The organism is Vibrio sp. 10N.286.55.E10 (assembly GCF_002872555.1).
GTDB lineage: Bacteria > Pseudomonadota > Gammaproteobacteria > Enterobacterales > Vibrionaceae > Vibrio > Vibrio crassostreae.
Window position 1 is genome coordinate 48,311 of sequence record NZ_MCSD01000002.1, and the last position, 15,819, is coordinate 64,129.

The window sequence follows — 15,819 nt, forward strand, 5'->3', positions numbered from 1 at the left end:
GAGGCTTTGCCTCCCTTCTTTGTTGCACCGCATAAAGAAACTAAATATTATTTGCTGATTGAGGCTGACTCATACGCCTACCCAATTTGAATCGTTAAGGGATTTACTGTGAAAAAACTGATTAGCTTAGTTTTGTTCGCAATGCTTGCGGCTCCAGCTGCCTTTGCACAAGACCGTTATATTGCTGACAAACTATTTACTTATATGCATTCTGGCCCAAACAACACCTTCCGTATCATAGGTAGTGTTGATGCTGGTGAAAAGATTACATACCTACAAACTAACAAGAGTACAGGTTACACCCAAATTCAAGACAACCGTGGCCGTAAAGGTTGGGTTGAAAGCAAGTTTGTAAGCACACAAGAAAGCATGGCACTGCGCATGCCTAAGCTAGAGAAAGAGCTGACAGAAGTTAAAGGCAAGCTAGCGAACGCTCGTCAGAGTGCTGACAGCGAAAAAGCTGGCCTAGCAAGCTCTCTAGATTCTCGTAACAAGCAGATTGCTGAACTAGAACAGAACTACAGTGAAATTAGCCAGCAGCTAACGAGCTCTCAAACAGAGAACCGTGAACTACGCGCTAAGCTAGACACTCAAAAAGACGACCTACTATTAAAGTACTTCATGTACGGTGGTGGTGTTGCGGGTATTGGTCTACTTCTTGGCCTGGTTCTGCCACACATCATGCCTCGTCGCAGAAAGTCACCAAACGGTTGGGCGTAGACTTAACGCTTGTATCAGGTACAGTAAATTCAGTATCGAATATCAAAAAGGAGCACCTAGGTGCTCCTTTTTATTTGTCTGTTATCTAAATACTTATAGAACTCGCTAGCCTTTCCATTCGTACAGAGCTGGGATTTCTATCTTCTGCTGATTGAACTCTATGATTACCGATTGTGGCTTAATCTCAAGTAATTGAATGTCTTGTCCAATCCAATCTCCTTGAGCCACTTCTTGGCCGTTCACTTTTACCCAACGCTTGGTTTCGCTACTCGAGTACATATGAGTTTGTAGGTCTAACTTAGGTAGCACTCCTGATAAGCTATTAGTGTGCGTTTCCAATTCAATGACCTGAGAACCTCTTTGCCCTGCAGGTCTAGAGTCCATCGGCTCAGGAGCGCTTTGTTGCTCACCCATAATGGATTCAAGCTTCAATGCTAAATCAGGAGGTAACTCACTGAGGTCTAGCCCTTGCAGCAGATCACTATCCGATTGCAGAGCAGTGTTTTCATTGCTGACACCAGGCTGAACCTCAGGCTGAGCCAGTGACAGTTCTGATTCCTCTGACGCTCGAGCACTGCTCTCTGAGCTAGCCAAAGGCACAATAGATCCGCCTGCGACATTTGTACTTTCAGAGTCAACCTGTGCATACATCTCTTGACGTGGCAGAGCTTTCAAAGTTTGGCTAACTGGCGCAGGACGAACCACAAACAAGGGGTCATCTTTAACCTCTTCCACAGCATTCAAGTCTGCAGTATCCACATCAGAAATTTGAGATTCAATAACTGGCTGTGTTTGTGTATTAGGAAGCGTCGCGGATAATAGCTGAGGCGCAGTTTGATGTTGATTGTATGATTGATAAACCAAGGTACCGCCTACCAACAAAGAAGGCACAAGCAAAAGAAGTAACCCCATGGCTAACGACGAACCACGTTTGTTACTGATGCCCTTTGCCGAGTTCGGCACATGATGATTTTGGTAGCCTTTAAAGCTAGGTTTATTGATAGATGATTGTGTAACCGAAGACTGATTCAGCTCGTGCATAATGCGTGACATTAGCTTGCCCCTCCACTTAATGACATCAACTTCGGAGAATCAAGCTGAGCTAATCTTTGCAACCTTGCTAATGTTCGTTGACCTGCGATGCCGTCGACCGACATACTTTGCCAAGTTTGAAACGCTTCAACCTTCATTTTTAATTCGTAATCAAATACATCACTACCAGACACAACCTCTCCCAACACCTCAGAAAGCAACAAATCAAGCAAAGCCACAGCTTCACCTTGGTAACCCTCTTTCAGCGTCTCTCGCAGCGGCTGTTTCCAAATCGCGACATAATCACCCTGCCAGATCTGCTCTAGAGATTGCTTCGGCATGACTAAGAGTTTTTCGTTAACCAGTAGTTCGACAGAATCTTGTGATACGCCATAAAGCACCGCAAACACAGATTCTTGTTCTATGTCTAAGTTCAACACCACAGGAACGCCTAACTCAAGTAAGTCATCCAAGCTAGATTGTTGCTGTTCACATACGAAAACACTTTGCGGCTCGCTTAGACATAAACCGTCTCGCAATGAAGACTGGTATCCCCAAAGGGTGTATAAATCCTTGATAGCCAGCGAGCGGTTAGTCCCTTGCATCAAGTGTTGTTGAATATGTGGTGGCAGCGCGAACTTGTCTGTTTCTGGCTCAGCAACAGCCTTAGGCATATCCACCACTAACGACCGCTGCATCTTGGCTGAGCTTACTGTTTGGGCTTCATTTGAAGGCTCGGTTGTTAACCATGAATCTATGTACGTTGGGGCAAAGTTAAAAGTTGCCATCGCAAGTGCGACACTCAAGGTAGCTGCACCAGCGTACTGAACGAGCTTTGGTATCGCGCTCGCTGCGCGAGGTTTATCGACATGGTAAACCTCGGCTTGAAACGCCATCACCTGCTGGCAGGCTTTATTGACCGTTTCATTGCTCGGTGTTTGCTCTCCATCATGAAAAGCTAACTGTAGGGCCTTGTCGCACACCAAGTTAATGAGCCTTGGAATACCATGAGTATATTGGGCGATCAGCTTAACGGAGCGATTCGAGAACAACATCTGCTCGCCACCTGCCGTCTCCAGACGAAACGCGATGTACTTACCGGTCTCTTCAATATTGAGAGGCAATAAATGATAACGCCCTGTAATACGCTGCGCCAATTGACGCAGTTGTGTAGTCTGCAAATGCTGTTGTAATTCAGGTTGACCAACCAACAATACTTTTAATAGCTTACGACTGTCGGTTTCCAAATTAGTTAAAAGGCGAAGCTGCTCCAACACATCGGCAGCAAGGTGTTGAGCTTCGTCTATCACCAATAAGGTTTGAATGCCCTCTGCATGGCTATCCAATAAGAAGTAGTAAATCGCCTGACTCAGCTGCTTCAAGGATGCTTGTTCTGGATACTCGACCTCAAACTCATCGCAGATAGCTTCAAGTAAATCCGTATTGGAAAACGTAGGGTTAAGTATAAGGCCAGCCTGAGTATGACGATCCAAAGAAGACAACATCGCCTTAGCAACCGTTGTTTTCCCTGTACCCACCTCACCAGTGAGCATTGCAAAGCCCCCACCTTCGCCTAAACCGGCTTGTAGGTTCTGCATCGCTTCTTGATGGCGTTGACTCAAAAACAAATAGCGAGAATTTGGTACAATCGAAAATGGCATCTCAACGAAGCCAAAATATTCCTTATACATGTGCTGCCCTATAATTACGATTAATGGAAAGTACCATTGCTTGCCGTAAAGTCCAGCAGTGATAAAACATTTCGAGGTGATAAGTTGCAAATATACGATAGCCTACCAGAAGAGAATGGGCTACAGCGCTATCTAGTCGGTGGGGCAGTGCGCGATAAGCTACTCAATATTGATAGCTATGATAAAGATTGGGTCGTGGTCGGCAGTACGCCTCAACAGATGGAAAGCCTTGGCTTCACTGCGGTGGGTAAAGACTTCCCGGTATTCCTGCATCCAAAAACCAAGGAAGAGCACGCACTGGCTCGCACCGAGAGAAAATCAGGCTCTGGTTACACAGGCTTCGAATGTTACTTCGCTCCAGACGTGGGTTTGGAAGAAGATCTGATGCGCCGAGATCTAACCATTAACGCCATCGCACAAGATGATGCAGGCAACCTTCACGATCCTTACCATGGCCAACAAGATCTCTCCGATCGTATTCTTAGACACGTATCCGATGCCTTTGTTGAAGATCCGCTTCGTGTGCTGCGTGTTGCCCGTTTCGCTGCCAAGCTTCAGCACCTAAACTTTACGATTGCACCTGAAACCATGACCATGATGGCGACCATCGTTGAATCAGGAGAACTGGCACACCTTACAGCCGAACGAGTTTGGCAAGAGTGGCACAAATCACTTAGTACGCCACATCCAGAAGTGTTCCTTTCAGTGTTGAAAGAGTGTGGTGCATTAACGGTTGTTTTGCCAGAGATTGACGCTCTATTTGGTGTCCCTCAACCTGAAAAATGGCACCCTGAAATCGACACCGGGATTCACACGCTGATGGTTGCTCAACAAGCAGCGCTATTAAGCCCATCGTTACCAGTACGCTTTGCTGCTCAAGTGCATGACTTAGGTAAAGGCGTTACACCTAAAAGTGAGTGGCCAAGCCACAAAATGCACTGCCACACAGGTGTTAAGATCATCAAAAAGCTATGTGAACGAGTCAGAGTACCTAATGAGTTCAGAGATCTTGCGCTGTTAGTGTGCGAGCAGCATTCTAATATCCATCGTGCAGGTGAGTTAAAGCCAACCACCTTCCTTAAAGTTCTCAACAAGTTCGATGTTTGGCGCAAACCAGATCGACTTAACGACATCTTGCTTTGCTGCCAAGCTGACCACGCTGGCCGTAAAGGGTTACAAGATCAGCCTTACCCTCAAAAGGCTCGTTTTGAAGCAGCCTATAAAGCGGCACTTCAAGTTGAAGTCAAAGCAATCATTGCCGATGGTTTCAAAGGTAAAGATATTCGAGAAGAACAAGAGAAGCGCAGAGCAGCGGCCATCGAAAACGCGTTATCAGAACTCACTGATAATTAGTCTTCATTCCGTTAGTAAGCACGCATTAAAAAACCCGCGACTAAGCGGGTTTTTCCGTTTCAATCTGTAGGACGAAGTATTTGTCTTCGTAAGTCGAGCGCTACTGCATCATCAAGAAAGCAAATAGACCAAAACCTAGAATCAGGCGGTAGATAACAAACGGTGTCATACCCATACGAGAGATAAGCTTCAAGAAGAAGTGAATACAGATGTAAGCACTAATGAAAGAAACCACGATTCCCGTTAGCAAAGTGCCAGCATGAATTGGGTCACCACTGGTCACTAACTTCAGCCCCAAGTAACCACCAGCCAGAGTGATGATTGGGATAGACATCAAGAAAGAGAATCGAGCTGCCGCTTCACGAGTAAAGCCAAGGTAAAGTGCTGCCGTAATCGTAGCGCCTGAACGAGAGGTACCAGGAATGATTGCCATTGCTTGAGCAAGGCCTATAAACAGCGCCTTTTTCCAACCCGCTTGGTATTCGTCATCACGCAAGCTTGAGTTCTTATCCACCCACCATAACAACAGACCGAAGATAATCGTTGTGGTTGCGATCACCCACGCACTGCGTAAGTAAAGCTCAACAATATCTTTCATCAACAAACCAAAGATACACGCTGGAATCGTCGCGAGAATGATCATCCACGCTAACTTCGCTTCCTTACTGCGATCGCCTTTAAACACTGAACCAAAGAATGCGCTCAACAGAGAGACCACTTCTTTACGGAAATAGATAACGACGGCGGCTAAAGTACCGACATGGACAGCAACATCAAAAGCCAAGCCTTGATCTTCCCAACCTAAAACAGCAGAAGGAAGGATTAAGTGTGCAGAACTGGAAATAGGTAAAAACTCAGTAAAGCCTTGCACCAACGCCAACATAAACGCTTCAAAATAACTCATTACTTACCTTAAAAATTATAGTTTTATATCTACGACAGAGAGCGAGTCTAATTGCTGCATCTTCTGCCATATTTCACTGACGGTTCTTCCGTCTTGCGGGATCACTCTCGCAGGACAAAGATCATAAAGCGGTTGTGTTACAAAAGGATATTTGTAGATATCACTGCGTGGTAATTCTGGTTCGCGCTCAGAAACCACCTCTCCAAACAGCACAATATCAAGATCGAGTTTTCGATCTTGAAGTTTGTGCGCATCTTGAGAGCGACCCCATTTAAACTCAATTTTACGCAGCTGCTGTGAAAATTCAGTCAATGAGAGTGACGTGTCGAGCTCTATCACAAAGTTATAAAACGGATGGCTATTAAAACCCACGGGCTCACAGTGATAGATTTTAGAGCATTTAAGGTTAGTCCCTAACGATTGAAGCTCTGTCCATGCCACCCTTGCATGCTTGTCGCGGTCTATGTTCGTGCCAACACCAACATAGGCTACTGTCATGCTTGGCCTCGTTCGATGATCACGCCAACAGCTTTTGCTTGTGGTACTGCGCCCGGTTTAGCCAAGCGGATTTTGATCCAAGGCACAGAGAATTGAGTCATGATCAATTCAGCGACTTCTTCAGCCACACGCTCCACTAGCAGGAATCGGCCATTCGCAATGTGGTCAAGCACGGCAGTACTCACAGTCGAGTAATCCAAAGCATCAACCACATCATCACTCTTACCTGCAGGGCGGTTGTCATGAGCCATTTCAATATCAAGCACAAGTTTTTGTTTAATCTCTTGTTCCCAATCGTAAACACCGATCGTTGTAATTACTTCTAGCTGTTCAATGAAAACTTTATCCAGTGCCATGACTTGTCCTTTTAGAGGTCGGATACCCATATTGGGGAAAAAAACGTATTATTTGCGTAATTCGAGATATGATATCAATTACTCTTGGATTGAGCATTATTTTCCCATCGTTAGGCTTATAACCGTTTAAGGAAAGACATGACCCCATTGGCACTAATCATGATCATTGCAGCCTATTTGCTAGGTTCAATCTCTAGTGCGGTCTTGATATGCCGAGTCTTAAGGCTTCCTGATCCAAGAACGGTGGGCTCCAATAACCCTGGTGCCACTAATGTACTGCGCGTTGGCGGTAAAGGCGCAGCTGCAGCAGTCCTCCTGTGTGACATGCTGAAAGGCACCATCCCCGTCTGGCTTGGCTACTACCTCAAGATCGACCCAATAATTTTAGGCGTTGTGGCGATTGCGGCGTGTCTTGGCCATATGTATCCGATCTTCTTCCACTTTAAAGGTGGTAAAGGCGTCGCAACCGCACTCGGCGCTATCGCCCCAATAGGATTCGATCTAACCGGTATGATCATGGCGACTTGGTTAGTTGTGGCGTTTTTGTTTCGTTACTCTTCTTTAGCGGCACTGGTTACTGTGCTACTTGCCCCTTTCTACGCTTGGTTAGTCAAACCTCAATACACATTGCCAGTAGCCATGCTGTGCTGTTTGATCGTGTTACGTCACCACCAGAATATCCGCCGCCTACTCGATGGCAGCGAACCAAAACTCGGACAAAAAAAATCGGCTTAAACTGTCACGTCTAAGCCGAACCATAGTATTCAGTATTTGAAGCTTACAGCAGATGTTTATCTAAAAACGTCTTCAGCATTGTGTTCACAAACTCTGGTTGCTCTAACGAGCTAATATGACCTGCGCTAGGAATTACCACTAATTCACTGCCCGTAATGCAATCGTGCATTAGGTATGACTCAAGTACCGGACGTGGTTTGTCTTCTTGTCCTACCGCAATCAACACAGGTAGCGCGAAGTTCTCTACTGATTCGATCATATCACGACGTCCAAAGACCATTCGACCGATGCGCGCCACTTCTTCCGCTTTATCATCCTTAAGTTCAGATAACTGCTGAGTAAAACCTTCCACTAAAGCTGGCGTGTGGGTTTGAGCATCGTTTGCGAAGAACAGTGGAACCACAGCTTCAACAATCGGTTGAGGAACCATCTTAGTTTGAGTGATGGTGTCTAACATGTGGAAGTATTTAGCGTGCGCAACTTCTGGCTCTAAACCCACAAAGGTATCCATTAATACCAATGACTTGATTCGAGCAGGTGCTAACTCCGCAAGCTCCGTTCCCCACATACCGCCAACCGATAAACCTACCACTGAGAATTCATCGATCTCTAAATGATCAAGCAGAGCCAAAACGTGCTGAGCGTAATCTTTCAAGTTACGCATCGAAGCTGGTGCAGCTTGAGATTCACCATGAGACCAAAGCTCAGGCACAATACAACGGTACTGAGTTTTCAACGCCTCAATCTGTGGCTTCCACATTGCACTATCCCAAAGGTAGCTGTGGCCTAATACAACAACAGGGCCTTGACCTTCATCTAGGTACGCCATCGATTGATTGTCTACTGTGAACTTGTTCATCTTCTTCCCTAATCTCTATCAGCAATTATTTATCGACATACAGTCGGTAAGCTAGGATATAAAAACGGCCGCACAAGGCGACCGTTTATCGAAACACTATAGCCAATTACGCAATTGGCTCTAGCTGGTCAATAGGCCAACGCGGTGTGGCATGAACAGACAAATCAGCCGTTTCGCCATTCTTCAAGCGCTGCATACCCGCATAAGCGATCATCGCACCATTATCTGTACAGAATTCTGTGCGTGGGTAGTACACCTCACCACCGACTTTCTTAGCAAGAGCTTCAAGCTCAACACGCAGTTGTTTGTTGGCACTTACACCGCCAGCAATCACTATACGTTTCATGCCCGTTTCAACCAAGGCTCGCTTACACTTGATTACTAAGGTTGCACAAACAGCTTCTTGGAATGCATAAGCGATATCAGCGCGAGTTTGGTCATCATTATCGTTATCGCGAATGGTATTCGCTGCGAACGTCTTCAAACCAGAAAAGCTCATATCTAGACCCGGACGATCGGTCATTGGACGCGGGAACTTAAAACGACCCGGAGTGCCTTTTTCCGCCAAACGGGATAACAGTGGACCACCAGGGTAATCTAAGCCCATCAGTTTCGCGGTCTTATCAAACGCTTCACCCGCTGCATCATCAATCGATTCACCAAGGATTCGATATTCACCAATACCTTTCACTTCTACCATCATGGTATGGCCGCCAGAAACCAGCAGAGCCACAAATGGGAATGGTGGTGGGTTATCTTCTAGCATTGGCGCCAGAAGGTGACCTTCCATATGGTGAACAGGCACTGCAGGCACTCCCCACGCATAAGCAATACTGCGACCAATCGTTGCACCAACCAGCAGTGCCCCTACTAAACCAGGGCCAGCCGTGTAAGCCACACCATCAATGTCTTTCGACGTTAGGTTCGCTTCAGCTAATGCCGCTTTAATAAGAGGAATTGTTTTTTTCACGTGGTCACGTGAAGCTAGCTCAGGTACCACACCACCGTAATCGGCGTGCAGCTTTACTTGGCTATATAATTGATGAGAAAGCAGCCCTTGCTCATCATCATAAATCGCGATTCCTGTTTCATCACAAGAGGTTTCAATACCAATAATGCGCATAATTTTCTCGGCACGCTTTCGTCTAAAATGGGAAATTAGCGCAATATTACCCTGCCTAAGCTCTTCAAACAAATATTGTACAGACTATAATCGACAAAGTGCTTTACAAAGCCACTGTGATCGGATTAAAATTCCGCACCATTTTTGATCAAGCTGGTTAATGGCCAAACGCAAATAGAGAGTTAGCTCGATGGGTAACTTCTCTGATTTGGTACTGAGTAGCCAGCGATAATGAATAACCCCTGAGGTGAAAGGCATATGCCAATAGTTAAAGTACGTGAAAACGAACCGTTCGACGTTGCACTACGTCGTTTCAAGCGCTCTTGTGAAAAAGCAGGTATCCTTTCTGAAGTTCGCCGTCGCGAGCACTACGAAAAGCCAACTACAGTTCGCAAACGCGCTAAAGCAGCAGCTCAAAAGCGTCACGCTAAGAAGCTAGCTCGCGAAAACGCACGTCGCGTTCGCCTGTACTAATAACTTAATCCATAAGGACTGAGTTATGGCTCTTATTGAACAACTCAAAGAAGAGCAAAAATTAGCGATGAAAGCCAAGGACAAACCGCGCCTTGGCACTATCCGCTTAGCTCTTTCAGCAATTAAGCAACGTGAAGTTGACGAACGGATCACTCTGAACGACGACGACATTCTTGCTGTATTAGTTAAAATGGTTAAGCAACGTCGCGATTCTGTTGCTCAATATGAATCAGCAAATCGTCAAGATCTTGCTGACGTGGAAAAAGCAGAAATTACGGTACTTGAAGGCTTTATGCCTCAACCGCTAAGTGATGAAGAAGTTATTGCACTACTTGATAGCGCAATCGCCGAAGCTCAACCAGCGGGCATGCAAGACATGGGTAAAGTAATGGCTATCTTGAAACCACAAATTCAAGGGCGTGCAGATATGGGTAAAGTTAGTGGTTTAGTTCGTTCTAAACTCGCTTAATCCCAAATCAAATTGCAACAAGCCGTGCAATCCTTCGGAACGCACGGCTTGTTTGTATCTGTAACCTATTCAAACTATTATTATCCACACTCTCAGTTAGTGCATTTTTCTAAGGTTTTATGGCAGGACACATCCCGCGTAGTTTCATTGATGATCTCCTAGCGCGTCTCGACATTGTCGACATAGTGGACGCACGCGTGAAACTTAAGAAAAAAGGCAAAAACTATGGTGCTTGTTGCCCATTCCACAACGAAAAGACCCCTTCTTTTAGCGTAAGCCAAGAAAAACAGTTTTATCACTGCTTTGGTTGTGGCGTACACGGTAATGCTATCGACTTCATTATGGAGTTCGAACGTCTCGATTTTGTTGAAGCGATTGAAGAGCTTGCCTCTTTCTTAGGCCTCGATGTTCCTAGAGAGCAACGCAGCGGCGAGATATCAACAGCACCAAGAGCCAACAGCGAACAAAAACGTAACCTCTACGATTTGATGGGCGGTATCAGTAATTTTTACCGCTCTCAACTGAAAATATCAGCCAACAAACCTGCGATTGATTACCTAAAGAATCGTGGCCTTTCGGGCGAGATCGTCCAGAAGTTTGGCATTGGTTATGTGGCCGATGAGTGGGACTTAGTTCGTAAGAACTTTGGCCAACAGAAAGAAGCCCAAGACATGCTCGTAACTGGCGGCATGTTAATTGAGAACGATAAAGGTAACCGATACGACCGATTCCGTGGACGCGTAATGTTCCCGATTCGCGATCGTCGTGGCCGTGTGATTGGTTTTGGTGGTCGTGTATTAGAAGACGGTACTCCAAAATATCTCAACTCACCAGAAACGCCTATCTTCCATAAAGGTAAAGAGCTTTACGGCCTTTATGAAGTGCTGCAAGCCTACCGTGAACCGCCGCAAATACTTGTGGTTGAAGGTTACATGGATGTCGTGGCACTCGCGCAATATGGTGTTGATTACTCAGTAGCATCACTGGGCACATCGACAACCGGTGACCACGTTCAAATGCTGTTCCGCCAAACCAGCACAGTGGTTTGTTGTTACGATGGTGACCGAGCAGGTAAAGAAGCCGCGTGGCGCGCACTAGAAAATGCCCTTGAGTACCTGAAAACCGGTAACACACTCAAGTTTCTATTCTTGCCCGACGGTGAAGACCCAGACAGCTATATAAGAGAACACGGCAAAGCCGCTTTCGAACAGCTTGTTCAAAATGCGACACCGCTTTCGACCTATTTGTTCGATAACCTGATTGAAATACACAAGTTAAACTTGGGAACAACCGAAGGGAAATCGGCACTGCGCGCGCACGCTAGCGCATTGATTAACAAAATCCCTGACAGTTACTTCCAAGAATTGCTCGAAAAACTGCTCGATGAGCGCACTGGATTTGATAACCAATTAAGACGAGCGCGTGTTCATACACAGAACCCGACACCTCAACCGCATAAAGAGCTGAAACGCACTCCAATGCGTGAAGTTATCGCTTTGCTTATCCAAAATCCGAGCTATGCTGATATGGTACCGGATTTATCAAGTGTCAAAGGCTTACAGCTGCCTGGACTAAGTTTATTCGTCGAAGTACTTGATAAATGCCATGCGCATCCCCATATCAACACAGGCCAATTATTAGAGCATTGGCGACACACTAAACATGAGGCTCTTCTGTCTCGTCTCGCGAGCTGGGAAATCCCCCTCGACGAAGACAATCAAGAAGACATATTTTTAGACTCATTGGACAATATACTTGCCCAGTGCGTTGAAAAACAAATTGAAAACCTGCAGGCCAAAGCAAGAAGCGTCGGTTTATCAGCCGAAGAAAAAAGGGAGCTACTAGCTTTAATGCTAGATCTAAAAGCGTAACCCTGTTTGATTAGTCAGCATTTAATAAATTTGTTAACATAATTGGTTTGCATTTGAGAATGCAACGTCCTTCACCAGACCTGAAGTTGGATATCATCTATGGATCAAAATCCGCAGTCACAGCTTAAATTACTTGTTATTAAAGGCAAGGAACAAGGCTATCTGACCTACGCCGAAGTAAACGACCACCTACCTGCAGAAATCGTGGATTCTGAACAGGTAGAAGACATCATTCAAATGATTAACGACATGGGTATCAAGGTAGTTGAAACTGCACCTGATGCTGATGATCTAGCACTTAATGATGACGATGCCAATATAGATGAAGATGCAGCCGAAGCTGCAGCTGCTGCGCTTTCAAGCGTAGAAAGCGAGATTGGCCGTACTACTGACCCAGTTCGTATGTACATGCGTGAAATGGGTACAGTTGAACTACTGACTCGTGAAGGCGAAATCGACATTGCGAAGCGTATTGAAGATGGTATCAATACAGTTCAACTATCGGTTGCTGAGTACCCAGGCACTATTCCATACATCTTGGAACAGTTTGACCGCGTACAAGCAGAAGAGATTCGCTTAACAGACCTAATCAATGGCTTTGTTGACCCAGACGACGATGGCACAGCTGCGCCAACGGCGACTCACATCGGTTCAGAACTTGCTGAAACTGATCTGGAAGACGAAGACAAAGAAGACGCAGAAGACGACGAGGAAGAGGAAGAAGAAGATACAGGTATCGATCCTGAACTTGCTCTTGAGAAGTTCACAGCACTTCGTACTAGCTACCAGAATCGTCAACTAGCGATCAACGAGTACGGCCATGAAAGCCCGAAAGCAATGCTTGCAACGACAATGATGCAAGACGTATTCAAAGAGTTCCGTCTAACACCAAAACAGTTTGATTACCTAGTAAACGAACTGCGTAACTCTATGGATCGTGTACGTACTCAAGAACGCCTAATCATGCGTCAAACGGTTGAGTACGGCAAAATGCCGAAGAAATCTTTCATTGCTCTATTTACTGGCAACGAATCTAGCGAAGCATGGTTGGATGAAGTTCTTGCTTCAGACAAGCCATACGCAGAAAAGATTAAACGTAACGAGCATGACATCCGTCGCTCTATCCAAAAACTGGATATGATCGAACGTGAAACGTCTCTTACTGTTCAAAGCATCAAAGATATCAGCCGTCGCATGTCTATCGGTGAAGCGAAAGCTCGTCGTGCAAAGAAAGAGATGGTTGAAGCGAACTTACGTCTAGTAATCTCGATTGCTAAGAAGTACACAAACCGTGGTCTACAATTCCTGGATCTAATCCAAGAAGGTAACATCGGTCTGATGAAAGCGGTAGATAAGTTTGAATACCGTCGTGGTTACAAGTTCTCTACTTACGCTACTTGGTGGATCCGTCAAGCAATCACTCGTTCGATTGCCGACCAAGCTCGTACTATCCGTATTCCGGTTCACATGATCGAAACGATCAACAAACTAAACCGTATCTCTCGTCAAATGCTACAAGAGATGGGTCGTGAACCACTTCCGGAAGAACTGGCTGAACGCATGCAAATGCCTGAAGACAAGATCCGTAAAGTACTGAAAATCGCTAAAGAGCCAATCTCAATGGAGACACCAATCGGTGACGACGAAGATTCGCACCTAGGTGATTTCATCGAGGATACAACGCTAGAACTTCCTTTAGACTCTGCAACGGCAACCAGCCTACGCGGTGCAACTAAAGACGTTCTTGCTGGCCTAACACCTCGTGAAGCTAAAGTACTGCGTATGCGTTTCGGTATCGACATGAATACTGACCACACTCTTGAAGAGGTTGGTAAACAGTTCGACGTAACTCGTGAACGTATCCGTCAGATCGAAGCAAAAGCACTGCGTAAACTTCGTCACCCAAGCCGCTCAGAAACTCTGCGTAGCTTCCTAGACGAGTAATCGCACACTCAAGTGTGGTTAGCTTTTAAGCATAAATAAGAAAAGGTGAGCGTTGGCTCACCTTTTTTTTATCTGTGTGATTTAAGTGGCTAAGATGTAAGCGGAATTGCCCCTTATAGTGTCTAGACACCATTGAACGCTTCCCCTATAATCTATGCCCTACGGCCCCTTAGCTCAGTGGTTAGAGCGCACGACTCATAATCGTTCGGTCCCCAGTTCAAATCTGGGAGGGGCCACCAAATTAGAAAAGCCAGAACAGTTCATGCTGCTCTGGCTTTTTGCTTTTCTAAATCTGTACAACTTACGCCCTGCATTTCCTAACCAATAACGAATCATCCCGCACACAATTCCAATTGCCTCTCTGTGACTAAACATACTTTTCTTTTATAAAAAAATCGGCAATATGAGAGTACGCAAATAATTCAATAGTTCAGGGAAGAAACATGAAAGACGAAACGCTCTCGATACACTTCGGCTACGACACTGATCCAACCACCAAATCAGTTGCGACCCCTATTTACCAAACCGTTGCTTACGAATTCGATGACGCACAACACGGCGCCGACCTCTTCAATCTTGCGGTACCCGGTAATATCTACACTCGCATAATGAACCCAACCAACGATGTGTTGGAAAAACGCATGGCGGCCTTAGAGGGTGGCATTGCAGGCTTAGTGGTGAGTGCGGGTAGCGCTGCGATCAACTACGCCATTCAAACGTTGGCACAAATCGGTGACAACATCGTTTCAACGCCTCAGCTTTACGGCGGTACTTACACTCTATTTGCGCACATGCTGCCAAACCAAGGCATAGAGGTTCGCTTTGCTAAAGACGATAAACCAGAAAGCTTAGCGGCACTGATCGATGAAAAGACCAAGGCGGTTTATTGTGAAAGTATCGGTAACCCAGCAGGCAATATTATCGACTTAGAACGTGTTGCTGAGCTTGCTCACGCACAAGGTGTACCTGTGATTGTCGATAACACGGTGGCAACTCCGGTGTTGTGTAAACCTATCGATTTTGGTGCCGATATTGTGGTGCACTCGCTAACTAAATACGTTGGTGGTCACGGTACAACACTCGGTGGCGTGATTGTCGATTCAGGAAAATTCCCATGGGCAGAGCACAAAGAGCGCTTCCCTGTTTTTAATCAGCCAGAGCCTTCTTATCATGGCGTGGTTTATACCGAGGCATTTGGTGAGGCTGCGTTTATTGGTCGAGCTAGAACGGTTCCCCTACGTAATACAGGTGCAGCACTGTCGCCAATGAATGCTTTCATGTTGATGCAAGGCTTGGAGACATTGTCGTTACGTATGGAGCGACACACAGAGAATGCATTGAAAGTGGCAGAATACCTCAGCCAACACGAAAAAGTCAGTTGGGTAAGCTACGCTGGTCTGCCTAGCTCAGAATTCTACCCGCTTGCTGAAAAATACATGCAGGGTAAGCCATCGGCTATTCTATCTTTTGGCTTGAAGGACGGTTATGAAGCTGGTGTCCGCTTCTACGACGCGCTACAAATCTTCAAGCGCCTAGTGAACATTGGTGATGCCAAGTCTCTGGCTTGCCACCCTGCTTCTACAACACACCGTCAGCTAAGCGAAGCAGAACAAAAGCAAGCCGGTGTATCACCAGAGATGATTCGCCTCTCAGTAGGTATCGAGCACATTGACGATATCTTGGCTGACCTAGAGCAAGCACTTAGCGCTTAATGACGCTACAGCTTTAAGTAACAGACATAAAAAAGCCCATCACAGGATGGGCTTCTTATTATCTATTTCTTAGATAAG

15 protein-coding genes and 1 tRNA gene are annotated in these 15,819 nt (G+C 45.8%); 9 read left to right on the forward strand and 7 right to left on the reverse strand.

Annotated elements, in window-relative coordinates; genetic code table 11:
* The first annotated feature begins 108 nt into the window (after positions 1 to 108).
* The gene (locus BCV39_RS01420; protein WP_017629377.1) at positions 109 to 720 is read left to right on the forward strand and encodes a TIGR04211 family SH3 domain-containing protein; all 612 of its coding nucleotides are present in this window, start codon (positions 109 to 111) and stop codon (positions 718 to 720) included.
* A gap of 105 nt (positions 721 to 825) precedes the next feature.
* On the opposite strand, the gene BCV39_RS01425 is transcribed toward BCV39_RS01420, so the two are convergent.
* A complete protein-coding gene (locus BCV39_RS01425) occupies positions 826 to 1,773 on the reverse strand; it encodes a general secretion pathway protein GspB (protein ID WP_102433158.1) in 948 nt (315 codons plus the stop codon).
* Positions 1,773 to 3,443 carry an ExeA family protein gene (locus BCV39_RS01430; protein WP_181359710.1) on the reverse strand — a complete coding sequence of 557 codons (1,671 nt, stop codon included), beginning with the start codon at positions 3,441 to 3,443 and terminating at the stop codon, positions 1,773 to 1,775. The genes BCV39_RS01425 and BCV39_RS01430 overlap by 1 nt, the downstream gene beginning before the upstream one ends.
* 36 nt (positions 3,444 to 3,479) lie before the next feature.
* On the opposite strand from BCV39_RS01430, the gene BCV39_RS01435 reads away from it, so the two are divergent.
* Positions 3,480 to 4,796 carry a multifunctional CCA addition/repair protein gene (locus tag BCV39_RS01435; protein ID WP_102433157.1) on the forward strand — a complete coding sequence of 439 codons (1,317 nt, stop codon included), beginning with the start codon at positions 3,480 to 3,482 and terminating at the stop codon, positions 4,794 to 4,796.
* A 100-nt stretch (positions 4,797 to 4,896) separates the two neighbouring features.
* On the opposite strand, the gene BCV39_RS01440 is transcribed toward BCV39_RS01435, so the two are convergent.
* Genes BCV39_RS01440 through folB form a run of 3 tightly spaced genes read right to left on the reverse strand, consistent with a single transcriptional unit; the run spans position 4,897 to position 6,554 of the window.
* Positions 4,897 to 5,700: an undecaprenyl-diphosphate phosphatase gene (locus tag BCV39_RS01440; protein ID WP_048658005.1), complete on the reverse strand. Its 804-nt coding sequence runs from the start codon at positions 5,698 to 5,700 to the stop codon at positions 4,897 to 4,899.
* 15 nt (positions 5,701 to 5,715) lie between these two features.
* The gene (folK, locus tag BCV39_RS01445) at positions 5,716 to 6,198 is read right to left on the reverse strand and encodes a 2-amino-4-hydroxy-6-hydroxymethyldihydropteridine diphosphokinase (RefSeq protein ID WP_048662646.1); all 483 of its coding nucleotides are present in this window, start codon (positions 6,196 to 6,198) and stop codon (positions 5,716 to 5,718) included.
* A complete protein-coding gene (folB, locus tag BCV39_RS01450) occupies positions 6,195 to 6,554 on the reverse strand; it encodes a dihydroneopterin aldolase (RefSeq protein WP_004735969.1) in 360 nt (119 codons plus the stop codon). The genes folK and folB overlap by 4 nt, the downstream gene beginning before the upstream one ends.
* A 138-nt stretch (positions 6,555 to 6,692) precedes the next feature.
* On the opposite strand from folB, the gene plsY reads away from it, so the two are divergent.
* A complete protein-coding gene (gene plsY / locus BCV39_RS01455; RefSeq protein ID WP_009847793.1) occupies positions 6,693 to 7,289 on the forward strand; it encodes a glycerol-3-phosphate 1-O-acyltransferase PlsY in 597 nt (198 codons plus the stop codon).
* Between the two features lie 43 nt (positions 7,290 to 7,332).
* On the opposite strand, the gene BCV39_RS01460 is transcribed toward plsY, so the two are convergent.
* Complete coding sequence (locus BCV39_RS01460; RefSeq protein WP_102433156.1) at positions 7,333 to 8,148, reverse strand: alpha/beta hydrolase; 816 nt, start codon at positions 8,146 to 8,148, stop codon at positions 7,333 to 7,335.
* A 106-nt stretch (positions 8,149 to 8,254) separates the two neighbouring features.
* Positions 8,255 to 9,271 (reverse strand): tRNA (adenosine(37)-N6)-threonylcarbamoyltransferase complex transferase subunit TsaD, encoded by a 1,017-nt coding sequence (gene tsaD / locus BCV39_RS01465; RefSeq protein ID WP_017061410.1) that lies wholly within the window; start codon positions 9,269 to 9,271, stop codon positions 8,255 to 8,257.
* A 258-nt stretch (positions 9,272 to 9,529) separates the two neighbouring features.
* Here tsaD and rpsU point away from each other — a divergent pair, with 258 nt between their 5' ends.
* The 6 genes from rpsU (at position 9,530) to BCV39_RS01495 (ending at position 15,741) form a co-directional block, all read left to right on the forward strand.
* Positions 9,530 to 9,745 (forward strand): 30S ribosomal protein S21, encoded by a 216-nt coding sequence (gene rpsU / locus BCV39_RS01470; RefSeq protein WP_004396009.1) that lies wholly within the window; start codon positions 9,530 to 9,532, stop codon positions 9,743 to 9,745.
* Positions 9,746 to 9,770: 25 nt separating this feature from the next.
* Positions 9,771 to 10,214 carry a GatB/YqeY domain-containing protein gene (locus BCV39_RS01475; protein WP_017061409.1) on the forward strand — a complete coding sequence of 148 codons (444 nt, stop codon included), beginning with the start codon at positions 9,771 to 9,773 and terminating at the stop codon, positions 10,212 to 10,214.
* 119 nt (positions 10,215 to 10,333) lie between these two features.
* On the forward strand, positions 10,334 to 12,085 hold the full coding sequence (dnaG, locus tag BCV39_RS01480; RefSeq protein WP_102433155.1) for a DNA primase: 1,752 nt from the start codon (positions 10,334 to 10,336) through the stop codon (positions 12,083 to 12,085).
* A 99-nt stretch (positions 12,086 to 12,184) separates the two neighbouring features.
* Complete coding sequence (gene rpoD / locus BCV39_RS01485) at positions 12,185 to 14,029, forward strand: RNA polymerase sigma factor RpoD (RefSeq protein WP_048614894.1); 1,845 nt, start codon at positions 12,185 to 12,187, stop codon at positions 14,027 to 14,029.
* A 163-nt stretch (positions 14,030 to 14,192) separates the two neighbouring features.
* Positions 14,193 to 14,268, forward strand: a tRNA-Ile gene (locus BCV39_RS01490).
* A gap of 204 nt (positions 14,269 to 14,472) precedes the next feature.
* Positions 14,473 to 15,741, forward strand: a complete 1,269-nt coding sequence (locus BCV39_RS01495) for an O-acetylhomoserine aminocarboxypropyltransferase/cysteine synthase (protein ID WP_102433154.1) — start codon at positions 14,473 to 14,475, stop codon at positions 15,739 to 15,741.
* Positions 15,742 to 15,819: the final 78 nt, after the last annotated feature.